Origin of the sequence: Arachidicoccus rhizosphaerae, assembly GCF_900107765.1 — a bacterium.
In the GTDB taxonomy this organism is placed as follows: Bacteria; Bacteroidota; Bacteroidia; order Chitinophagales; family Chitinophagaceae; genus Arachidicoccus; species Arachidicoccus rhizosphaerae.
This window is the reverse complement of the sequence record NZ_FNQY01000006.1, coordinates 49,887-72,242: the sequence shown is the minus strand read 5'-3', so window position 1 is coordinate 72,242 and position 22,356 is coordinate 49,887. Positions and strand designations below refer to the sequence as shown.

At 43.4% G+C, this 22,356-nt stretch carries 17 protein-coding genes and 1 tRNA gene; 5 read left to right on the top strand and 13 right to left on the bottom strand.

Annotation, left to right across the window (positions count from 1 at the left end; all coding sequences use genetic code 11):
* Positions 1-18 precede the first annotated feature (18 nt).
* The 3 genes from BLU80_RS06790 to BLU80_RS06780 form a co-directional block, all read right to left on the bottom strand.
* A complete protein-coding gene (locus tag BLU80_RS06790; protein WP_091395549.1) occupies positions 19-3,123 on the bottom strand; it encodes an ROK family protein in 3,105 nt (1,034 codons plus the stop codon).
* A 24-nt stretch (positions 3,124-3,147) separates the two neighbouring features.
* Positions 3,148-3,885 (bottom strand): GntR family transcriptional regulator, encoded by a 738-nt coding sequence (locus tag BLU80_RS06785; protein ID WP_091395546.1) that lies wholly within the window; start codon positions 3,883-3,885, stop codon positions 3,148-3,150.
* A 325-nt stretch (positions 3,886-4,210) separates the two neighbouring features.
* Positions 4,211-5,308 (bottom strand): slipin family protein, encoded by a 1,098-nt coding sequence (locus BLU80_RS06780; RefSeq protein WP_211481780.1) that lies wholly within the window; start codon positions 5,306-5,308, stop codon positions 4,211-4,213.
* 897 nt (positions 5,309-6,205) lie between these two features.
* Between BLU80_RS06780 and BLU80_RS06775 the strand changes: the two genes are divergently transcribed.
* The gene (locus tag BLU80_RS06775; protein ID WP_091395543.1) at positions 6,206-7,252 is read left to right on the top strand and encodes a helix-turn-helix transcriptional regulator; all 1,047 of its coding nucleotides are present in this window, start codon (positions 6,206-6,208) and stop codon (positions 7,250-7,252) included.
* Here the strand turns inward: BLU80_RS06775 and BLU80_RS06770 are convergent.
* A complete protein-coding gene (locus tag BLU80_RS06770; protein ID WP_211481779.1) occupies positions 7,232-8,851 on the bottom strand; it encodes a glycoside hydrolase family 28 protein in 1,620 nt (539 codons plus the stop codon). The two genes, BLU80_RS06775 and BLU80_RS06770, sit on opposite strands and share 21 nt — an antisense overlap.
* 296 nt (positions 8,852-9,147) lie before the next feature.
* Between BLU80_RS06770 and BLU80_RS06765 the strand changes: the two genes are divergently transcribed.
* The 3 genes from BLU80_RS06765 to BLU80_RS06755 all read left to right on the top strand — a co-directional run bounded on the left by BLU80_RS06765 (position 9,148) and on the right by BLU80_RS06755 (position 12,045).
* Positions 9,148-10,077, top strand: coding sequence for an oxidoreductase (locus BLU80_RS06765; protein WP_211481778.1), 930 nt, complete (start codon positions 9,148-9,150; stop codon positions 10,075-10,077).
* Positions 10,078-10,149: 72 nt separating this feature from the next.
* On the top strand, positions 10,150-11,067 hold the full coding sequence (locus BLU80_RS06760; protein ID WP_091395538.1) for a helix-turn-helix domain-containing protein: 918 nt from the start codon (positions 10,150-10,152) through the stop codon (positions 11,065-11,067).
* A gap of 246 nt (positions 11,068-11,313) precedes the next feature.
* Positions 11,314-12,045: a hypothetical protein gene (locus tag BLU80_RS06755; protein WP_091395535.1), complete on the top strand. Its 732-nt coding sequence runs from the start codon at positions 11,314-11,316 to the stop codon at positions 12,043-12,045.
* A gap of 46 nt (positions 12,046-12,091) precedes the next feature.
* On the opposite strand, the gene BLU80_RS06750 is transcribed toward BLU80_RS06755, so the two are convergent.
* A complete protein-coding gene (locus tag BLU80_RS06750) occupies positions 12,092-13,144 on the bottom strand; it encodes a DUF6807 domain-containing protein (protein WP_091395532.1) in 1,053 nt (350 codons plus the stop codon).
* Positions 13,145-13,573: 429 nt separating this feature from the next.
* Between BLU80_RS06750 and BLU80_RS06745 the strand changes: the two genes are divergently transcribed.
* The gene (locus tag BLU80_RS06745) at positions 13,574-14,002 is read left to right on the top strand and encodes a lipoprotein (protein WP_091395529.1); all 429 of its coding nucleotides are present in this window, start codon (positions 13,574-13,576) and stop codon (positions 14,000-14,002) included.
* A 171-nt stretch (positions 14,003-14,173) separates the two neighbouring features.
* On the opposite strand, the gene BLU80_RS06740 is transcribed toward BLU80_RS06745, so the two are convergent.
* The 8 genes from BLU80_RS06740 to pstC form a co-directional block, all read right to left on the bottom strand.
* Entirely contained in the window at positions 14,174-16,507 is a 2,334-nt protein-coding gene (locus tag BLU80_RS06740) for a TonB-dependent receptor (RefSeq protein ID WP_091395526.1), read from the bottom strand.
* Between the two features lie 543 nt (positions 16,508-17,050).
* Positions 17,051-17,578, bottom strand: coding sequence for a LytS family sensor histidine kinase (locus BLU80_RS06735; protein WP_091395523.1), 528 nt, complete (start codon positions 17,576-17,578; stop codon positions 17,051-17,053).
* Between the two features lie 177 nt (positions 17,579-17,755).
* Positions 17,756-18,301: an RNA 2'-phosphotransferase gene (locus tag BLU80_RS06730; protein WP_211481777.1), complete on the bottom strand. Its 546-nt coding sequence runs from the start codon at positions 18,299-18,301 to the stop codon at positions 17,756-17,758.
* A 328-nt stretch (positions 18,302-18,629) separates the two neighbouring features.
* Entirely contained in the window at positions 18,630-19,187 is a 558-nt protein-coding gene (locus tag BLU80_RS06725; protein ID WP_091395520.1) for a hypothetical protein, read from the bottom strand.
* Between the two features lie 212 nt (positions 19,188-19,399).
* Positions 19,400-19,473 (bottom strand) — tRNA-Ile (locus tag BLU80_RS06720).
* A 99-nt stretch (positions 19,474-19,572) separates the two neighbouring features.
* Positions 19,573-20,496 (bottom strand): phosphate ABC transporter ATP-binding protein, encoded by a 924-nt coding sequence (locus BLU80_RS06715; RefSeq protein ID WP_091395517.1) that lies wholly within the window; start codon positions 20,494-20,496, stop codon positions 19,573-19,575.
* A gap of 20 nt (positions 20,497-20,516) precedes the next feature.
* The gene (locus BLU80_RS06710) at positions 20,517-21,368 is read right to left on the bottom strand and encodes a PstA family ABC transporter permease (protein ID WP_091395512.1); all 852 of its coding nucleotides are present in this window, start codon (positions 21,366-21,368) and stop codon (positions 20,517-20,519) included.
* A gap of 39 nt (positions 21,369-21,407) precedes the next feature.
* Positions 21,408-22,313, bottom strand: a complete 906-nt coding sequence (gene pstC, locus BLU80_RS06705; RefSeq protein ID WP_091395509.1) for a phosphate ABC transporter permease subunit PstC — start codon at positions 22,311-22,313, stop codon at positions 21,408-21,410.
* Between the last annotated feature and the right edge of the window lie 43 nt (positions 22,314-22,356).

The window sequence follows — 22,356 nt, the reverse complement described above, 5'->3', positions numbered from 1 at the left end:
TCCTAGTGGGAAACAAGGTTACCTGATAAAGGCCTGAACGACTTTCACCCGCTTCGTGTCCGGCTGAGCGTCAGGGGTCTCTCGTACCGGCTGATGGTTGTCTTTGTTGTCAGTGGCGGCCTCAGGATGTATCAACCGGTAGCCGGTGACGGCAGCCGGAATAATAAAAGTCTCGGCGTAGCTATAAAAACTGCGGCTGCCATCTGGCAGTTCCAGTATCACCCCCGGACCTTCTACCACCATTAAAATCTTACACTTGCCGGATAGCGCCTGCGAAGCCTCCATTACCGATAAAAATTCCAGTCGGTGAATCCCGTAAAAATGTTCCGGATGCGTTGGTAAATCCCAGAGCTCATAATCCTTGCCTGAGTCAATCAGTTCGGGTATGCTGACCAGCTCTTCCTGAACCGCCTCTCCTTTTCTGGAAAAATCCAGATTATGGAAGGCGTGTTCAATATTGATGGGCCTTGGCTTTCCATTCAGATCAGGTCTTACCCAGTCATACATTTTAAAGGTGAAAATATAAGGGGTGGCGCTGATTTCCAGCACCAGATTGTTGACCCCGGCACTATGGATGGTCTGATTGGGTATTAAAAACAAATCATGTTTTTTTGCAGGCAGCAGCTGTACGTACTGCTCGATGTCAAGTGCTTTATTTTCCTGCTGGCTTAGTTCCAGGGCAGCCTTAAATGATTCGGGCTCTATGCCTTCCTGAAAGCCCAGATAGACACCTGCTCCCGGCTGGGCGTCCAGGATGTAATAGGTCTCATCCTGGGTGATCATTTCTCCGAAATGTTCTTTGATATAAGGCAAAGAGGGATGGCACTGAATGGATAAATTCCCGCCGTTAAAAGTGTCCAGAAAATCAAAACGGATCGGGAAATAATGCCCGAAATACTGCTGGTCTTCTCCCAGTATATCACCCGGATGACTGAACATCAGCAAATCAAAAGGAATTTCAAGTAACAGCCCGTCGCTTTCCAGGACAATACCGTTTTCGGGTACAATCAGCTCAAAAGACCAGGCATAGTTTACTTCCATGGGGCTCAGTTGTTTAAAATTTGTTTTCATCCAGTCTCCGCCCCAGGCGCCCGGTGCAAACCAGGGACGCACGCGAAGGGGAGCCTGGGACAATTGTTGGAGTGCCGCTGTAAGGTCTTCCTGTAGGATCCAGTTTATATCTGTGCGCCACTGAGCGTCGATACTGACTTTAATGAAAGGCGCTATACGCTGCCTGTAATCATCCAGCATGGGCCAGTCCACAAAATAAGCCCGCTTGTACTGATCAGCATAACCCGGCCTCAGACTCGTCAGCAGATTGTCTGCCCTGCCCGCCCGCATCCGGTACTGGATCTCATTTTTAGGAAGTTCCACGTAGGCTACCGGTATATCGGGCATGGCAAGGCCTGCCCCGGGACCGTAAAAAATAACCAGGTCGCTGTTAAAGGCCTGGATGTGTTTAGGTGTCAGGCTTGTTTTAATGTGTCCATGATCAAATAAATCAGTCAGATGGAGTTCTGTTTTGGTACCCCAGACCGAGCCGGGCTTCCCAATATAAGGCTCTATCAGCCTTTCAATCTGCTGCGAAGCTCTGGCAAAGGATGCCATATCCATCCAAAGCACAGATAACCCTAAAGCCTTAAAAGTAACAGACAGCCCTGCCTGCATGGCCGCCCAGTCTACTGCGCTGTAACCGTCCAGGGCAATGGCCTTCACCGGTAGATTCCTGCTCATGGTAAGTAATTGCCGGGCCAGCCCTTCAAAACCGGATTTAATCTTAGCCTTACCGATGTTATGGAAAGGGAAGATATTATACTTCCCGCTATCCACTGCATCCTGGAGTCCTTCATCTATTCTTTTAGGGAGTAATGATTGATGGGTACCGCGCCACTGAGTATCCAGTACATCCAGACCCTGCATTTTATCCAAAGCGCTCAGGGAGCCAGCTACATTATTTTCCAGAGATTGTTTTAGCGCATAGGCGGCACCTATTAATGGGGTCACCTGCATCTGCTGCTTATCTAATATAACAATATTTATGGGCAGCTCACCTGCCGTTCCGCTGTCTGCAGCGCCTGATAACGCTGGCGGGTCATCCGTTTGAGCGGCCGGATTTCTACGCTGCCCGATCGCCCGCTTTAAGGAAGGCAAAAACAGATCTGACGCTTCCGCTATACCGCCGCCCAGCACGAGAGTGGCTGGTTTGAATTTATCAAACCAGGGCTTTAAACAACTACCTAAACCAAAACCCATTACTTTAAATGCTTCTACTGCCAGTGCAGCGGCTTCTTTGTCATGCTCACCCAGGGCATCGGTGCCCGATCTGGCTAAAACCGCCAGATCCTTAACGTTTTCAAGCAGTTTACTTTCTGCAGTATCCGTCTTTACATCAAAAACCCGGTTATTGACATAATGGAGTAACCCCCTGGTAGAGATCAGCTCTTCACTCATTCCATAAGAGAAGAGCCCTTCCTGTAGATCCACATTTTCAAAATCAGCTGTTTTCATGGAAAACTGCAGCTGTTGATTATATAAATGACCGCCCTCCGGCACTTCTTTGCCGCCTTCCAGGGTCTGCCCGTCTTCTACAAAAGCACTTCCCAGTCCGGTTCCCAGTGTAATGCCGATCATTTTATTGACAGCCAGGCCACTGGCCAGTGCCCGGTCTTCCAGTTCCTGCACCCGCACTTCTCCCACATGCGTCGCATAGGCACCCAGGCCAAAACAGTCCGCATCATTTTTAAAGAATACAGGCAAGGCCGGATCCAGCGGTAATCTATCATATAAGAACCTTTTAAAGTCCACACCATATAAATTACCATATTTATCCAGTCCGCTGAGCCTGAATATCCCTCTTTGATAATCAAAGGGTCCGGGAATCGCAATGGCGAGTCCTGCCAGCTGATACGACTCTTTAAAGTCCGCAATCGCCTGAATGGCGGTATCAAAGGCGGGCAACAGGCCGGTATTTAAAATCATATCAGGGCCGGCCTTGGCGTCAAGTCTGGATTCCCTAATAGAACCCGGAATGACTTCCAGGGTATCTACATGAATCAGGCCTGTGGTTACATGTGAACCGCCTATATCTGCGCTTAAAATAATTTTGTCTGAATGTTTGAACATAAATAATAGTAAAAAGCAAGGGATTTAAGCCTTATTGATATTAATGGAATATATAAACCTGTCTGAACGGTAGTAACCGGTATTGTATTCAATCGGACGGTCCCCGGCGTCCATGACAAACCGTTCTCTGTATAAAATCGGATCCTCCGGTTTAATTTGCAGCCTTTTAGCCATCTTGCCCGCCATTAAAGCACTGATATTCTCTGAGGACTTCACGACCCGGACCCCGTATTTTTTTTCCAGCATGGCATAAAGCGGGATATTAAAATCATCCTGCTCATCCACGCCTATTCTGGGATGAAAATAACTTTCAAAGTACACGATGGGCTGCAGGCCTTCCTTTGTGCCTTTCAATTTACTCAGCTTAAGTACTTTGCGTCCCTCCTCGATGTTAAAGAAAGCGGCCAGTTTTTTATCTGCCTGTACCCACCTCACTTCCAGACTCAGGTTAAGGACCTCAATGCCTCTTTCCCGCATTTCATTGGTAAAACTATACCAATGATCAAGGCCGGTATATAAGGGTTTTTTAGGGGCCGCTTTACTTCCGACGCCTTTTTTGCGGACAAGCAGCCCTTCATTTTCCAGCTTATTGGTCGCCTGACGGATGGTGTTTCTGGAGACACCCAGCAAATTGCTAAGTTCCACTTCTTTAGGTAACAAAGCACCATCCCTGTACCTGGGCTGTTCCAGTAATTTTCTCATGAGTTCCTCCACCTGCACATGCAGCGGTAGCGGACTATCATGCTTAATCTCTAGTTTCATGGTGATTATCTGATATTATTAAGTAATCATAAAGGGATGATAGCGTCCCTTACGCTGCTCTATTTAAACGCTGCCGAAAAAACAATAACACCTTCCCAATAACGCCCAACCATCTTTTCAGGTAAAAGCGTAATCATTATTATGTAGGTATGTACGAACATACTAGAGATAAACCTAATGACCAAATTGTGATTCAACAATTAGGATTGCTTAACAATCTAGGCTGTAATAGCAAAACAGAAAACCGGGTAATTAACTGAACTCCAGAAAATTACCCGGTTGCTTAAAAGCTGACCTATTTTAAACTTCGGCATGCATCAGATGATTACTTGACGAAAATTTCTTTTAGCTGGGTAATCATACTACTGTTACCAGACAGAGAAATGGTGCCGATTTTATCCGCAATCCTTTCTATATACTCCATTTCCTTTAGTTTCCACAGGATGCTATTGTTTTCCATCATCTTAGCAGTATTCAGCATGCTTCTGGTGGCAGCAGTCTCCTCCCTTCGCATAATGCTATTGGCCTCCGCCTGCTTTTCTGCCTCCAATACCTGATGCATTATATTTTTCATCTCTCCGGTTAATATCACATCCCGGATACCTGCATCCAGAATGCGGACCCCGAAAGGCGTTGATTTTGCAGCCAGCGTCTCCAACAGCTCCTGTCCGGCCGTATCTTTTCTGCCCAGTAATTCATCCAGGGACAGGGCACCTATAAAGGATCGTAAGACTAATTGAACCGTCAGATACAACTGTTTCTCATAATCTTTACTGACCGTAACCGCTTTTATTAAGTCAACCACCTCATACTGAATAAAAAAGCTCACTCTAAGCGTTGCCTTATCCTTAGACAACAACTCCTGTCCTGATATTTCCATTTGCTGGATTCGGTAATCAATGGTCTTCAATTCCAGTTGTTTGCTGCTTTGCCAGTAGTAATAGCTGCCGGCTTCCAACAGTTCCACAAATTTACCCTCCACAAATAACAGTCCTTTGCGTTGTTGGGGAACAGCCAGCTTTCTGATATAAGGTTTTATCTGAGGCGTTTCCAAAACGGCCCTGTTTATGGAAGTATCCACATACAGATCTTCCAGATTCACCTTTAGAAATGTTCTTTTCACGGATTCTTTCCAGAAGGCATATTTACCAACGGGAAGTACCTGAAGAAAAATTCCATCTTCAAATAATAACTGTAATTCACCATCCCCGACCTGAATCCTTTCTACCATAGCTGCCAGCTCTTCATTTTCCAACAGCAGCTCCTTATCTAAAACTGCGCTTTTAAAGGCGCCTTTTTTGTTGTGTACTTCCACCTGTTTATCTCCCCAGATATAATGAGTGCCACAGGGCAAAACACCCTGCAATTCTTTTGCCTTAAACACAAGCCCCACCTGATAGGAGGCTATTTTCAACTTTTTCATGATCCTACATTTTAATCTTTTATACAATTTGTTTTAAACCAGGATACGCTTCTAACCCCGCGTTGCGGAAACAAGTCATTTAAAATCAGTCTTAGTTAACCGTTGATCAGGATCTCTATTTACCTGGAAACTGCCACCGCCTTTTTCAGAAAGTCGAGGCAGCAACCAGGCGCGTCATGACCGCCGGTTGAACTGCAGACACTTATCTTAATATAACAGGTTTACAAGCCCTGCAAGGCTTCCGTTACCTCTCTTTTACAAGGTAGCCTGGTTGGCAGCCGTATCACTGCGTACAGCTTTTACCTGCCAGCCAACTGGCTAAAATCTCTTGAAAGAACAACAGGTAACCGGTAAAGCGCACCCCCGTTTAATACTACCTGGTGGGCTCTTTTTTTGAAGAATCGCCCTAAAACTTCTCATTCATAAATAGTAACTACAATACTATTTCGCCTACCAATTAGCGTTCATTGCTTGAAACAACAATGTGGGATTCGAACCCGTGGATATGAGTAAAAGGTGACTCATAAACACCGTCCCGAAAAGCTGGATAGCCCGTTCGAATATCCAGCGAAAGGATACGAATGACTACAACGGGTGCATTCCCTGGAACAAATACCAGTAAAAACATACACGCATCACGTCTTTAAAGGACAGCACAAAGATGCATGTGGGACTACGCAGTGAATCTGCGTAGTAAAAATAATTTTTAAAAAAATTTTCAGATGCACTATAAGAGATTGATTTACAGATAACAACTAAAACACCAGATAGCTTTTATCCAAATAAATCGGTCGCGGGTTTTGTCGCTTACCTTTAATTACTTCACTACGCAGCCAGACTGCGTAGTGAATGCATTACATTTACACCAGCTTACTCAACAAATAAACCCTGATCCTAATGGCACTTAATAAACTAGCCCTTATCCGGTATAAAACAATTGATGATTGCCTGCGCAATAAGGTGCGCAAATGGACGCTGGATGACCTCATTGACAAGGTCTCCGAAGTATTATATGAAAGAGAAGGTATTGAAAACGGCGTGAGTAAACGAACCATTCAAAATGATATCCAGATAATGCGCAGTGATAAATTAGGGTATAATGCCCCTATTGAAGTATCAGATCGTAAATATTACTATTACGCCCAGCCGGATTATAGTATTACCCATGCTCCGATAACGGATTCAGAAGTGGAAAAATTAAAAGAAGTCATTGGTTTATTAAAGCAATTCAACGGTTTTAGTTACCTGGAAGATATCAGTGAACTTATTGCCCGTCTGGAGAACAATTTGCATAAGACCACCCATAAGCAACAAAACTATATTCAGTTTGAAGGCAATGACAGCGTAAAAGGGTTACAATTTATCACACCATTATATCAATATATCCAGCAAAAAAAGCCTGTCCGGATTACCTATCAGTCTTTTAAGGCAAAAGAAGCCCACCTGGCGAACTATCATCCGTACCTGTTAAAAGAATTTAGAAACCGGTGGTTTTTGATTTGTGCCAGCCAGAAAGGCGATCAGTTGCTAAATCTGGCCCTTGACCGGATAAAAGAGGTGCAACCTGCCGCTGCACTTGTTTTTCACCCATATGAAGGCGTCGACTTTGACATCTATTATCGTGATCTGATCGGAGTCACCAAAAGTAAGGCCGACAGGGCACATAAAGTTATTTTTACCGTGGATGCTGCCAATGCGCCTTATCTGGTTACAAAACCGTTACATGCTTCTCAACAAATATTAAAAAAGGAGCCGCAGCAAACGACCTTTAGAATAGATGTAGTACTGAATTTTGAGCTGGAAAAAGACCTACTGGCAATGGGAGAAGCCGTTCAGGTCATTACCCCTAAATCTTTGGCCACCCGGATACAAAAAAGATTAAAGGCAGCACTGGATCATTATCCGCTTACCCCTGACGGACCGTTAAAGCCTTTCAATAGCTAAACCATCCGACGACTTTAATTGAACCTCTTTACCATCTTTGACCAGAATCTGTCCCGTGTGATACCCTTTGGGCAGCTTAATCTGATGTAGCGTAACCCCGTTTACATCATCCATTACTATGGCTGCCCTGAAATCATCCGCCGCCAGCTGTAAACGGATATTACTGAGCTGAATATTTTTAGCATGACGGATAAAGAGTCCCCAGGCCGGCACCTCACCAAACATCGAGAATTCCGGATAGTTTTGTACTTTTTCCGGGAATTCACTCAGGCGGCTAAGGGAAAAATACGCCTGAGCCCTGGAGGCTCTTCCGGGGTAAGTAATCTCTATATCCTCCAGTTTAATATTTTCTACCTCCGCCCCCGGGATCCCGGTAATGGAAGCAGGAAATGTATTATGAAATCCGGGTTCGGTGGCCCTCAAGTCATAGGCCATATCTGGCCTCCCAAAAGGAATCTGTACCTTAATATGGCCTATATAAACATTTTTAATACTGCCCGGCTGCGCCCCCGCCCGGTGACCGAGTCGGATAAAGACTGCGTTTCCAGTACTGCGGGCCGTTATATCCGTGACCTTTACATTTTCAATGGCAGCCCCATCGACTGACTCGATGGCAATAGCGGACCTGTACGTATCATACACTTCAATATTATGTATGCTAATGTTTTTAAATCCTCCGTAAGAGGCCGTGCCGAACTTAATGGCGCTGGCTCCGGAGCGGACCCTGCAATCAGCAATATAAAACGAGTCATTGGCATGACCCGGATAATAGGATTTTAAACAGATACCATCATCAGCTGTATTAAATTCACAATCCGTGATGCGGACATTCTTACAGTCGGTCAGATCGGTGCCATCATTATTCCAATAAGCCATATTCACGACCTGAAGCTTACTTAGCCGCAGCCTTTCGCAAAGTTCAAAAGAAAGTCCCCAGCAGGCGGAGTTTTTCAGGGTAGCGCCTTCGAGTTGCACGTCCCTGCAAAGGGAGAAAAGTAAGAGTTTCGGGCGTAAAGTTTCACTCGGCCGCAGCGCACCCCTGGCATAATTAGGATCCTGCATTTGCCCAATACGGATCAGGCTGTCAATATGCAGGGCCAGGGCTGTCCCCTGTCCGTCAATAGTCCCGGGGCCGGTGATTCCAATGTTTTCTGCTTTAAATGCCGCGATTAAAGCTATGGCAGAGTTATCGTCCTGCTTGGGACTGACCGGATGCCCCGGTCTGTCAAGGGCGTGATAGTCCTTCGGATCCGTACTTCCCAGTAAAACCGCTCCTTTATCCAGATGTAGCGTCACGTTGGATTTTAACTGAAGGGTACCGCTCAGGTAGCTACCTGCCGGAAAGACTACAGTAGCTCTTGCGTCTCTGTCTCCCGCTTCCATTGCCGTGGCCACCCGCTGACTGGCTTTGTCAACCGCCTTTTGAATGGCCTCGGTGTTTAAAGTAAAGCCATCTCCCACCGCACCAAAATCCTGAATATTAAAATCAAGACCTGACTGCCCAAACAAAGAATTCCCCAAAAGACAAAGGCTAAACATTACAAGTACAGATAAGACACTAAAGGACAGTCTTTTATGATTAGAAAACGAAAAATGCATAACGTATCAGGATTTTTGAACAGTGAATCTGAGGCTCATTGCAAGATAAGCATTCAAAATTAGTTAAGGCCAATTCTTTAGGGTACTGCAGGCATACCCGGATCTTCTACACCAATGACCCGGTCCTTGCAGGCAGGGTAAAATATGCCGCTCTTTGCCTTTTGTCTTATTTAATTTACTACACCATTAAAAATAAGGCTACAACAAAAGGAGATTTGGTTACATTTAGACTAAAAGCAATCGCCATCTTTGCTTTGAATCTAGTGAGCTAATTTTACAGTATAAAAAAGACAGATATGATGACAACAAACGACGCATCGAAGAATAATACTACAGACAATAACGGCCTTCTGGCCGGCCACAAAGTAAACCGGATCGGTTTTGGAGCCATGCAACTCCCAGGGCCCCGTGTGTGGGGGCCCCCTAAGGATAAAAAAGCAGCCATTGCCGTACTGAAGACCGCTATCCAGCTGGGTGTCAATCACATCGATACGGCGCAGTATTACGGGCCGGACGTTTCCAACCAATTAATAAAAGAAGCGCTCCATCCTTATGCACCAGATTTGGTTCTGGTCACAAAGATCGGGGCCCAAAGAGACAACACCGGCGGCTGGGTTCCGGCCCAAAGGCCGGAAGAATTGATTGCCGGGGTGGAAGACAACCTCAGATGCCTTCAAATTGACCGTATCTCCGTGGTGAATTTACGGATGATGCCCTCTGTACCGGGTGGAGGACCCGTCCCCCAAAACCAGCAGGTATTATTGGATGATCAGATTGCGGCCATGATTCAGCTAAGGGACGCCGGCAAAATAGAGGGGTTTGGTATTAGTAATGCCAGTCTGGAGCAGGTTCAAAAGGCGCTTCCTGCAAAAATTGCCTGTGTCCAGAATGCCTATAGCCTGCTGAACCGGGAGGACGAGCCTATTTTACAGTTATGTCTTGACCATCACATCGCCTGGGTACCCTTTTTCCCTCTTGGCTCGGCCGGATTCCCGGGAATCAGTCAGGTGACCAAACATCCCCTTGTAATCAGCATTGCCAGGGACCTGGAAGTGACTCCGGCCCAAATAGGGCTATCTTGGTTACTGCATCATGCCCCAAATCTCTTGCTGATACCCGGTACTTCCAGCACCGCTCACTTAAAAGAGAATATGGAGGCTGCCAATATCCGTCTTCACGAGAACACACTTTTATCATTGGATCAACTGACAGAAAAGAAAGCCTGAGATTAGGGCTTTCTTTTTTACCTTTAACAAGTATAATCTGTTTTACGCTTTTCTCTTTTACTTTATACAACCATGAGTCATTCACCAATTTACCGACTACATACGATTACCGAGGCGCACCGGCTAAGAGGTCTGGGATCTCCGGAGCATCCGCTGATTAGTGTTATTGACATCGCATCCATGCAGTATGACCCTTTAGAAAATCCGCATGTTCTGATCAATGATTTTTATACCATCGCCCTGAAAAAGAACTGCACCGGAAAATTCCGGTATGGTCAGCAGCAATATGATTTTGATGAAGGTGTAATGATGTTTATGGCGCCTCAGCAGATTTTTGAAATCAAAAGGGAGTCGGATGATGCCAATCACGAAGGATGGCTGCTATTGATACATCCCGATCTGCTTTGGAATACGCAGCTTGCCCATAAAATCAAACAATATGAATACTTTGGATATAGCGTAAATGAGGCTTTACTATTATCCGACAAGGAAGAAGCCATCATTATAAACCTGCTGAATAATATCCGCCAGGAATATGAAAGCCGGATGGATGACTATAGCAGGGAAGTGATGATCGCCCAGCTGGAACTATTATTAACCTATGCAGAACGGTTCTATCACCGGCAGTTTCTGACCAGGAAAATCTCCAACCATACCATTTTGGACCGTTTAGAAAAATTGCTCTCGGATTATTTTAGAGACGGCGCACTACATCAAACGGGCATCCCTACTGTCCAGTTTGTGGCAGAGGCGCTAAATGTATCGGCTAATTACCTGAGCAGCTTACTTAAAGTACTGACAGGGCAAAGCACCCAGCAACATATCCATAATAAGCTCATTGAATTAGCCAAAGAGCAATTAAGCTCCACCGATTTAACGGTCAGTGAGATCGCTTACGGATTGGGATTTGAACATTCTCAGTCTTTCAGTAAACTCTTCAAAAGCAAAACCAACCAGTCTCCACTGGCCTACCGGCAATCTTTTAGCTAGTAACGACACTTGGACTCCCTTTAAAATTTATCTATCTTTATGCAATAAGCGGCGCAGCCTTTTTTCTGGGTATCCTGCGAATGGACCGGGATCTGTTGCTATTGCCGCAAAAGGGCTCTCAGACAAAAAAGAATACAAATAATAATGATACTCATTCGGGGCAGCTCTAACCCTTCTTATTCATCCTGAATATATATAGTGCGAAAGAAATGGAGGCGTTAGGATACACAATAAAAATTATACCCTATGTCTGAACAAAAATTTAAAAATCAGATCAGAACACTCTCCATCTGTCTGATTCTAGTGACCCTGATATTCGGTGGACTCTTTGGCTGGCTCTACGCTACAAGCCGGCAAATGGCCCGAGAAGAATTAACCCTGAAAAAACTCAATCTGATCGGCGAAGACGGCACGCTGCGCATGGTGCTCAGCAATGAAAAAAGACAAAATCCGGGGGTCATCGATGGCAAGCCTCTCGCTGCAAGGGAGCGCCCGGCAGGCATTATATTTTTTGACAATAATGGCAATGAATGCGGGGGGCTGACCATGAGTCAGCAGCAGACAAACGGGCAGATCCATAAGGACATGTCCTTTACCATGGACAACTACCGCAACGACCAGGTGCTTCAGCTTGTTGATGAGGAGTTCTATAAGGACGGCAAGGCCAGTGTCAGAAGAGGTATGGCCATTAACGAATTTCCGGTAGGGGCGACCCTGACTGATCTTATCGCTTCAGCAGACAGTATCAAAAACATACCGGATAGCCTAAGGCAAGTCAGTGCAATGGCAGCCTTAATGGAGCGGCAAGGCTCTAAAAGGAGGGTGTTTATAGGAAGAACGATTAAAGACGAGTCCGGGCTCTTTTTATTTGATCATAAAGGCAGGCCCAGAATGCAGATTTATGTAGACTCTTCAGGAAATCCACAGATACTGGCGCTGGATACTTTGGGAAATAAAAGATCCCTGGTCAGTCGGTAACGTCTTACAGGTTTTTGCCTAAAAAACTGAACACAAAATCTGTCCTTTACTCTGCCGCAAAAGCAGCAGCCGCTTTATTAATCTGACTTACCGTAGACGGCTCCCCTTGCTGAATTAGTACCTTGTATTTAAATATAACGGACTCCCCCGGTTTTAAACGAACATCCAAAGGAGCCAGCCCTTTGCCAAAAACGCCCTGACCAAAAGGATTGGCCGCAAATAATCCGTAGCCCCTGGCATGCCAATAAGTAGGGTAGCCTACATTCCCCGGATGATCCAGGATAACCACTGATACCGGCTTATGATTCAGTGTTGCATATAGAGCGACCCATTTACCGCGCGAGGACCAGACCGAGTCCCCTTTTAAACCCTCACTGCTCAGGTAATGTCCGGTAGCCCGGTCCTTACTAGGCATTTTAAAATTAGCCGCCTTCCCCAAATTATCTATATATTTTTCCGGCGTTTCGCAGGGCTGCTCCAGTTCTGTGCGCACCCTCAGGCCAATCAGGCCATCTTTAGTGTCCTTAAAGACGACGTCTTCCCCGAGTGCCGTTAACCTGACCGTCATGGTAATACTACGCATACTTCCTTTACCTGAAAACAAGTAGGTTGTCTGTTGTCTTAGCAGCCTGGTACCGTCTGGTTTTAGCCAGAACGCCGTCGTACCAAGCACGGCTTTATGCGCATCCGCCCACATGGTATCTACTGAATAATGGCGTATGCTGCCATACTGCTGTTTTTTGGATGCCGGAATACCGGAGGAATTATTCCAGAAATCCAGTCCGTTCACATTTTCATAATTAAACCAAAGCCCAATATGATGCGGGTGATCAATATGATCACCTGCTCTTGGGATCAGTGGCCATCCCCTGGTAATCGTATCCCCTTTTGCCGTTATAATGGGATACAGGACCGGTTTCATCAGGGAATCCGGATACCTATAAGACGTAAAGGGCTGCCCGTTTATCCGGATGTCAATTGTATGTGCCTCAGTGTCCTGGGTTATAGAGAAGCTCCGGTGTTGGCTAAATACCTGCTCTGCCGTCCCAAACAGGCATAGTGATACTGCAAAAAGTTTAAAAAGCTGTTGAATGACCATAATATATAAATAAAGAAAACCAATAAATCAGACCCGGTATGCATACCATAGGCCATATTGCTTCTTTTTAGATTTTTAAAGCCCAAAAATATCCTATAACCAAGATGCAAATAATAAGAATTAAGATGCTTGAGGCAGCCGGGACCAACAATTTTATTACCTTAGCTCCGCTATCTAATAAAAAACAATTTATAGGACTGCGGTTATCCGTTTAATAACTACAATAAAGTTAAGGCAAATCCCTTAAAGCAAAACTCGTCCGGGCCGTTATTAATTATAATCCGTTATACGGGCATATATTTTTAAAGGTCCGCTATTCATGAACACGCCCTGGTTGCCCTTTTTTAAATCCATTAAACGGATTGAATAAATTTGAGTCTATATAACTGTAAAACAATAGCATATATAACATCTTATAAGACATACACCATGAAAAAGCTTACTGTTATTTTGGGAATCCTGCTCATATTGAGTTCCTGTTCCGCTTTACGCGTTAATTATTACGGGAGAAGTACTACCCCCACGGACAAGGTGGACATGTATCTTTATGCCAAGGATATTTCAACGCCTTATATCGTTTTGGGCAGAGCGGAGTTTAAAGGCAATCCATATACCTTACTGTCTGATATTTCTGAAAAAGCAAAAAATACGCTTATAGAACAGGGACGAAAGGTGGGAGCAGATGCGGTCGTGCTTTATGACGAAAGCAACGCTGCCGTTATCCCGGCAATAAAAACGACCACCACTCAGGAATCCACGGTAAATGCACTTGGAGACAGCATCATTACCAGCACCTCTGTCACCAGCCCAATCAATAACAATTATATTTTAAGTCCGGTATTTGTACAATATAAATAACTGCGGCTTATAATTTGACACCTTTTCTATCCCTGAATTACCAACTTCCATGCGAATGCTGTAAATATGGGTCACAGTCCAATTATAGAAATGGGTTCCTTTATTATCCTTGCGGAATAATAAAGGAACCCATTTCTACTGCAATATTATTTACCTGCCGTCCCCAAACAATTAAAACTTGAGTGAAACACTGGCCGTAACCTGGCGCAAAGGCTGGGGATTAGCTGTGAAAGAGTGCGACCAGTACTTTTTATTCCCTATATTATTCAGCGCTATCCCTGCACGCCATTTTTCCTGTTCAAAAAAGACACTTCCGTTAAAAATCGTATAGGAAGGTACTATGATTGTGTTACTCGCATCATAATAGCTTTTATCTGCATAGTTGCCTCCGAAGCCGAGTCCGAAGCCTTTAAGCGCGGATTGGGCCAGAAACTTGTAACTTACCCAAAAATTAGCGATGGTCTTAGGATTAAACTGACTTTGCTTTCCTTCATTGGAGGTCGCTTTAATATATTGATTGTCATTGTATACATATCCGCCAGTTAGGTTTAAGCCGGGAGCAGGACTGGCAGTCAGGTCCAGCTCTATTCCTTTGCTTCGCTGTTTGCCGTCCTGATAGACAAAGCCGCTGCCATCCGTCCGCAGCGCGTCATTAATGTCAATGTTATAATAACTCAGCGAGGCGGTCAGCCTCTTCGAAAAACCATCCACTTTGATCCCCGCTTCCCACTGTCTTGCATAGGAAGCCTTGAAATTTATCTGTGTTCCGTCGGGCTGCACAGATGGACTGTTATTTTGGAAGCCACTCATATAATTACCAAAAAGCGACAGGACGCCTTTTACTGGTTGATACACCAAACCAAACCTGGGGGCGGCAGACGTCTGTCCATACGGAGCACTGCCTTTACGTTCATACCGGTCTATCCGCACGCTGGCTAGCGCCATTAACCGATCGGTTATATTCGCAAGATCAGAGATATAAGTGGCATAGTGCAACCATTCAGAAGGATAAAGGGCCACATATCCGTTTGAAGAAATGGCATAATCGGCCTGCTCTTTGGTCACCGGGATTATGGTTTTATTAATATTAATACCATCTATGAATCCACTGGAATAAGTCATATCACTTTTAGAGGACAGATAATCCAGGCCCCAGACAAACCTGTTGCGGATACCACCGATTAAAAAGTCTCCCTGTAAATTGTGCTGTATGTCAAAATTGGTAGTGGTGACTCCATATAAGGAGATACTCCGCTTGATGGAGTCAATATTATAAAATGTTGGATACCCCTGATAACTGGTCACATTTTCATTATTGACTGACAGGTTAGTCAAAGAAGTCCAGTTTTTGGCAATCTCGTATCTGGCCTGGAAATAGGCGCGCTGTGTATTGACAACCGCATTAAAATTATCTGCATATAAGGATGTCCGATATCCTATCGGCAGCTCGCTTACATTTTTAACCCCATTATTCTTTACCAGTGAATCAAAACGTAGGTAAGGCACCCTGTTGCCATCTTCCTGATAAAGTTCCAGATCAAAGGACAAGGTCAGCCTGTCGTTCACTTTTAAAAGCAGGCTCGGATCAAATGCATAACGGTTCATATGCCCGGCAGACATATAACTATTTTGCTTGTTGGCAACTGCATTAACCCTGAACAAGGCAGTTTTTTCTAAATTTAAAGGGGTATTGATATCTGCTGTCACCCTGTTTAGACCCCAGCTACCCATTGAATACGACACTTCACCTTTGAATGTTTCAAAAGGTTTTTTGGTGACCAGGTTTACGGCACCGCCGTAGGAAGTGATCGCATTACCGAACAAGGTGGCTGCCGGCCCTTTTAAGACTTCAATACTTTCAATATTAACCGGATCAAGCGAGGAACGACCGGCAGCAATGAAAGGCATACCGTTACGCGCGGAAGGTTCCGAAGTAAATCCACGCACCGTAATACTGCCCCCCCCGGCAGGATCCGTACTCGCTACAGCGCCAGGAACGTTATTTAAGGCCTGAGTGATATTGGTATTGAACTGATCCTTTAATAGTTCTTTTGTCACAACGCTATAAACCTGTGGGTTATCAATATTATTTAAAGGCATTTTGGCAACGTCCTCACTATGGTCAGTTTGGTAATTATATTGTCCTGCATAAACGACAACATCTTCCAATTGCTGAAAACTGATATCTAATTTAAAGTCTTCCTCCCGGCTTTTCCCTTCTGCGATAATAATTTTTCTTTCCTGGTTCGCGATACCGAGTCCGGATATTTTCAGTGTATATTGACCAGGTACAAGGTCTTTAATTATATATTTACCTTTTTCATCAGAATTTGTTCCTTTATTTAAAGCTTTTACAACGACATCGATACCAACTGCCGCTTTTCCGTCTTTGGTAGTAACCGTTCCCTTGACGGATCCGGTTTTAGTCTGAGCGAAAATTGAGGTCGAACTGACAAGAGCTAAAAAGAGAATAAACAAACGAATTGAGCTATGCTTATATTTCATATTATGGATTTTCGTGCGCGAAGTTCACCTTAAGCCGTCGAACAGATTTACTTTATCGGGAAATGCATTTACGCAATCGGAAATAAAAAAGTGCTGTTAAAGTAGCCGCTTGTAATAGTCATGGCTGGCAAGTATTAAAATGGCGACTACAATGACAAGCAATCAATCCTGTAATTTTTTCTTTAGGCAGAAGACTAACCAAAGACTCCATCGATATCTATAGGCATCTGCGTATGCTTTTCAAGCAGAGAGCTACAAGATTATTTCTTATAACTAAAGGTGACCATAGATATGAAATCAAGTGTCAGCTGTTATAGTATAATAAAGATCCGCTTGGGTCGACCTGTGCCAGGAAACATAAAAAAGAGAAAAGGAATTCCCCTTTTGATATATATAAATAGAAAAGTACAAAATGGCAGAGCGATAATATTGTGCCCGACAATAAAACTAAGTGAGTTATTATTAGCACTCCAGCGCCCAATGCAACCGAACTCCATCAGCACTCTTGAAGATGCTGCAAGCATCTAACTGTTGGCATATACATTACATGCCTGTCAATTGAGATAAATCACTCTCCGATGCAAAAATGGGTAGTATTAAAACGGCTTTTACCCCGCTTTCATTTTCGGTCTCATTTCCCGTTTCGCCAGGCGCAATTCCTTTATTTATGATCTCTAAAGATCCAATATTCCCGTGCAGCGCTCCATTGATAATTCCAATTCTTTCCCGGATCATCGTTACACCTAAAGATCGAAGTTTGCCCTCCTGCTTCACTCCGTCCGGTTTTGGATCGACCATCCCGACACCATTATCCTCTACTGTGATCTTAAGTGTTTCATTGATATGCTCCATTATAACAGATAAATGCAATCCAGGTTTTATGTGATGCCTGAGGCCGTGATGAATTGCATTTTCTATTAAGGGTTGAACCATCATGGATGGCATAACGAAGCCAGATAGATCCAGATCAGCCTTCTTAATAAATTCGAAAGAAAACTCATGACTAAAGCGTTCAGCTTCCAGTTCTGTATATAATTGTAAAGCCTGCCATTCTCTTTGTACACTTACCAATCTCTGATCTGAATTCTCAAGGATGAGCCGGTCCTAAAGGCTGTGCAGCTCTTCATGTCAATTTATTTATAATTCCCACATATTCTTCAACTTCTGCTTCAACTGAAGGGTAAACAAAATAAGTTAGGCTATGGCGCTCCAGTATCCATCGCAAAAAGACCTTCAATTTCTATAACTTCATTGACATAGAATATACTTTGGTGGTATTGGATCAGACAACCAAATACCGTTTTCTTCTTTATAAAATTTAATATTGTCTAAAAATGCTTTTTTAGCCTTCACTTTAAGTATAATCAAAATACCGACTCTTCTCTTTCCTACCAATTCCGCGGTTATTTCGTCTTCAGATAAATGGACAAATTGCCTTTCCATGGGAAGTAAGCCATTTTCCATAATTTTATCTAAATTAGCCTTTATTGTACCATGGTATAAATACTGAGGCGGTTCGATTTCAGGTTTCAAGATTTTAGTTTTTAGGGAGTGCCCATAATAAGCTCTAATTTTCCCATCTATTATCTGATGGCGTTTCTTTTGGGAGGAATTAACCATTTCAATAATATCGTCTTTGCTAATTTGCATCCCATTAGAATTCATAGCGGCAACCAAATCAGAAAGTAAAACCCAACCTTGAGAATCTAAAATGATATTATAAGATTGCGGGTCATGCCTTAAAGCATGAGATACTATCATACTTAATCGTATAAAGTCGTTCTTTTCCATCATTTAGAGAATTTTCTATTCGTAGCTGATTGTCTAATAGTATTTACACCTTTCATTACCCCATTATATTGCCATTGCCCTGAATGCATTTCTTCAAATTCCGGGTCTCCTATTTTATTTGCAACATGCAACGATTGACCGTGTCTTCTCCCATAGCAAATTGACCTTTGAAATCCACTGTCCGCAATCTGGCTATTCTGGAATCCTACATCCTCAGTTCAAAACGTATTCCAGTCTGTCTCTCCATCCTTCTCCGCATAGTCTCCCTGGCCACCATACCGGTAACTCGTTCTACCGCTTCTAAGAATCATCCGATAATCGAGTAATAATATTAATAACGTCGACCTAACCTTAATAAGTAAAGCCCATTTTTAGAATCAAGAACATCAAAAAAACCTTGAAAAAAGTCAGTAGATAGTACCGTATCTTTAAATTCGCTTATATACCTATATTCATAAGCTGATACAAGTGGGCCATTAGGAAGGGGGCCATAATCAAACACTAAAAAATCAACCTGTCCATTACCATAATATTCACATCCGGTTATATGCATCAATGATAATCGTTTAATAACAGACTTTAAGCCTGACAAATCTTTGTTATCTAATGAATCTAATTCTTTCAGGCTAGATATGTTGCCATTATAATCTTTAATTTGTATTAGATGATCAATGGGAAAATATCCATAATTATATTCTCTAGAATATATAGGGCCATTTAATTTTGCAGCATACACTTTATATTGTCGAATATAAAATTTTATACTATCGATTTGGTCATATGTTATACTTAATTTATTAAAATTATTATTGTCATTACAGCAAATCATTACAAGACTAGCCATAAAAAATGTTAAGCCTTTGACATAATTCATTTTTATTAAATTCATACATATAATTTATACAATTATAGATGAAAAACGCCAAAAATACCCTCCCATTGCCGCGAGTCGTAGAAATTATAATACCCTTCTTTAATCATGTAATTATTCGGAGCTTCAAAATATGTTGATGGTCCCTGAATTGCTTGCAAATTGTTTGCAAATTTCCAAAAAAGAGAAAAGCAGCTATGATTCTAGATCATAACTGCTTGATAATTAAGTGGGCCCACCTGGGCTTGAACCAGGGACCCCCTGATTATGAGTCAGGTGCTCTAACCAGCTGAGCTATAGGCCCCAAATTTTGAATCACTTCAAAATTCGAGGGGGCAAAAATAAAGATTTATTCCAAAAATCAATCCTTTAATTGAATTCTTTTTAAAATTACCCCTAATTCTTAGTGCCCGCTTTGTAAATATTGCTTTAAAATGTCTGATTTTGGATGATTAAAGATCTCATCCGGAGTTCCCTGTTCAATTACCTCCCCAAAATACATAAATACGATATGATCCGCCAGCCTTCTGGCCTGTCTTAGAATATGTGTGACCACAATCAGGGTATAATCCTCTTTTAGCCTTAAAAATTCCTCTTCAATCTTTCTGCTGGAAATTGGATCCAGTGCTGAGGTCGGTTCATCGGCCAGGATGATTTCCGGGCCGACTGCCAGGCCTCTGGCCAGGCAGAGCCTTTGTTGCTGGCCAATGGAGAGCCTAGCTGCAGGACCATGGAGCCGGTCTTTCACTTCCTCCCATAATCCGACGTCCTTTAAATGCTTCTCTACTTTCTCCTTTATGACCTTTTTATCTCTTATACCCTTAATTTTCAGGCCATAAGCGATATTTTTATAGATGGACATCGGCAGCGGGAAAGGCCTTTGAGAAAGCAGTCCCATTTTCTGACGGATTTTAGTCAGATCCTGCGTTGGATGGAAAATATCCTCCCCGTCAATTAATATCTTCCCATTTACCTTTAAACTTGGATGCAGATCAGAGAGTCTGTTTAAGCATTTTAATAGCGTCGTCTTTCCACATCCTGAAGGGCCTAATAAAACAGTAATTTTACCTTTAGGAATCTCCAGATTAATATTTTTTAAAATAGTCGATCCTGCGGCCTGAACATTAAAGTTTTTAATGCTTAATATGGCCGGGGCTTTTTGATCATTTGTTGAATAGGCGTTTTGTTGGGGAGTACTTATACTCTGTTCAATCTGCCCATCTGCATCCAGACTTCCAGCCTTAAAAGAGGGTTCTTCTAAAAAACCCGCATCAAAGGACTCGGTTAATCTGATTTTATTTCCTGGGATTGGATAACTAGCTGACATGACTAATAACACTTAAATAATTACAAAATATTCTTTTTAAACCGCCGGGTGGATAACCTGGATACGACACTGATGATTAAAATTATAATCGTCAGTATCAATGCGGCAGCATAGGCCCTGGCTTTCACTTCCGGAATCGGTGAACTTAACTGAAAAAATATGGCAAGCGGCAATGTAGCAGTTGGATCTTGGATGGTTTGCGGAATATGGTCAGTATAGCCGGCGGTAAACAGAACGGAGGCCGCGTCTCCGATTCCTCTTCCGAAGGCTAACAATATTGCGGTGATAAAGCCAGGCAGCGCCTGTCTGAAAAATACAGTAAATGCAATCTGGGTTTTATTGGCACCCAGACTATAGGCTGCCTCCATCAGTCCTTCCGGTACGGTCCTTAAGACCTCATCGAAGGCTCTGATAAAAATTGGCACTATAAATAAAGTAACGGTGATTATACCTGCTAAAAGAGAAGCTCTCAGGCCCAGATAAGCCATAAGCGCAAATCCGAAGGCACCAAAAACGATGGAAGGAACTCCCCAAAGCGCATCCAGTAAAAAACGTAACGCGCCCACAAACCTGGTTTTAGTTATCCAGTGAACGTTCATGCCCAGTGCGACCGGCAGCCCCAGCAACAGGCCAAAAAATGTAGACCCCAGAGCCAGATACAGAGATCCCACAATGGCATTTAAGATGCCACCGCCTTTCCCAAAATAAAAGCCTCCTTTAGGCTCCTGGCTGATCATTTCCCAGGTCATGGCATGAAACCCTTTTTTAATAATAATCCCCATGATGAAAAGAAAAACCAGTATGATAGACAGCGTAACCAGACGCATCAACCATAAAAAGAATTTTTCTTCCAGTATTTTTCTATTCTGCATGTCTTTGTTTTATCCATTTTGTTCCAAAAGATCAACCCTTTATACCTCTTTCACTCTTGATAACAATACATTGGTAATGCTATTAAAAACCAGTATAATGACAAATAATAATAAAGCCGCAAACATCAGTGCCGAATCATAGAGTGGTACAGACATCATATCTCCATAATTATTGGCAATGAGTGCCGGCAAAGGATAAGCAGCGTCAAATACGCTTTTGGGCACTTTGGCCACATTACCCACGACCATTAATACAGCAATGGTCTCTCCCAGGGCTTTGGAAATCCCCAGGCTCAGGGCTGCTATAATCCCTGTTATCCCTTTTCTGAGCACGACCCACTTAATGGTCTCCCAGTAAGTAGCTCCCAGGGATAAAGAAGCCTCCTTTAATTCAACGGGGACACTTCTAAAAACCTCCATTAACATATTCAGCATATAAGGCACGGCCATAATAGCCAGTACCACTCCCCCGGAGAGTAAACAATAACCTGTGGTAGAAAGACCAAGTGCCGGTGCCACATAACCAGCCAGCAAAGGCACCACCACCAGTACCCCCCATACACCATAGACCACGGAAGGGATCCCGGCTAAGACATCTATCACAAAATACATGGTCTGTGTAAGCCAGGCCGGGCTGTATTCAGTCAGATAAATGGCCGCCAATAAACAAACAGGTGCAGATAACACAAAAGAGAGCAACGTTACCAGAGCCGACCCCATAATAAAGGCATAGAAACCAAAATGCCCTTGTTGTGGAGAGAACTCAGCAGAACTAAGCATTTTCCAGGTTGAGGCTTGCTCCAGCAAAGGCAGTGATTTAATCACCAGCCCCACCCCTATTACCAGGGGTAGCAAGATCAAGAATAGAACTGCAAAATTTAACCAGCCGGTGGAGAGTCGGTCTGTCAATTTTGCCGGAAGTCTAAGGCTTTGTAACGCTGCCATCTATTTGTTTGTTTTCTATAGTTAGTAATAATTCAAAAATTGA

Bases quoted from the DNA above. Each gene is read 5' to 3' on its own strand.
- BLU80_RS06715 (WP_091395517.1), bottom strand. From the start codon at position 20,496: ATGTCAGCTAGTTATCCAATCCCAGGAAATAAAATCAGATTAACCGAG.
- BLU80_RS06765 (WP_211481778.1), top strand. From the start codon at position 9,148: ATGATGACAACAAACGACGCATCGAAGAATAATACTACAGACAATAAC.
- BLU80_RS06760 (WP_091395538.1), top strand. From the start codon at position 10,150: ATGAGTCATTCACCAATTTACCGACTACATACGATTACCGAGGCGCAC.
- BLU80_RS06780 (WP_211481780.1), bottom strand. From the start codon at position 5,308: ATGAAAAAGTTGAAAATAGCCTCCTATCAGGTGGGGCTTGTGTTTAAG.
- BLU80_RS06710 (WP_091395512.1), bottom strand. From the start codon at position 21,368: ATGCAGAATAGAAAAATACTGGAAGAAAAATTCTTTTTATGGTTGATG.
- BLU80_RS06745 (WP_091395529.1), top strand. From the start codon at position 13,574: ATGAAAAAGCTTACTGTTATTTTGGGAATCCTGCTCATATTGAGTTCC.
- BLU80_RS06790 (WP_091395549.1), bottom strand. From the start codon at position 3,123: ATGTTCAAACATTCAGACAAAATTATTTTAAGCGCAGATATAGGCGGT.
- BLU80_RS06775 (WP_091395543.1), top strand. From the start codon at position 6,206: ATGGCACTTAATAAACTAGCCCTTATCCGGTATAAAACAATTGATGAT.
- BLU80_RS06770 (WP_211481779.1), bottom strand. From the start codon at position 8,851: ATGCATTTTTCGTTTTCTAATCATAAAAGACTGTCCTTTAGTGTCTTA.
- BLU80_RS06725 (WP_091395520.1), bottom strand. From the start codon at position 19,187: ATGAATTTAATAAAAATGAATTATGTCAAAGGCTTAACATTTTTTATG.
- BLU80_RS06750 (WP_091395532.1), bottom strand. From the start codon at position 13,144: ATGGTCATTCAACAGCTTTTTAAACTTTTTGCAGTATCACTATGCCTG.
- pstC (WP_091395509.1), bottom strand. From the start codon at position 22,313: ATGGCAGCGTTACAAAGCCTTAGACTTCCGGCAAAATTGACAGACCGA.
- BLU80_RS06740 (WP_091395526.1), bottom strand. From the start codon at position 16,507: ATGAAATATAAGCATAGCTCAATTCGTTTGTTTATTCTCTTTTTAGCT.
- BLU80_RS06730 (WP_211481777.1), bottom strand. From the start codon at position 18,301: ATGATGGAAAAGAACGACTTTATACGATTAAGTATGATAGTATCTCAT.
- BLU80_RS06755 (WP_091395535.1), top strand. From the start codon at position 11,314: ATGTCTGAACAAAAATTTAAAAATCAGATCAGAACACTCTCCATCTGT.
- BLU80_RS06785 (WP_091395546.1), bottom strand. From the start codon at position 3,885: ATGAAACTAGAGATTAAGCATGATAGTCCGCTACCGCTGCATGTGCAG.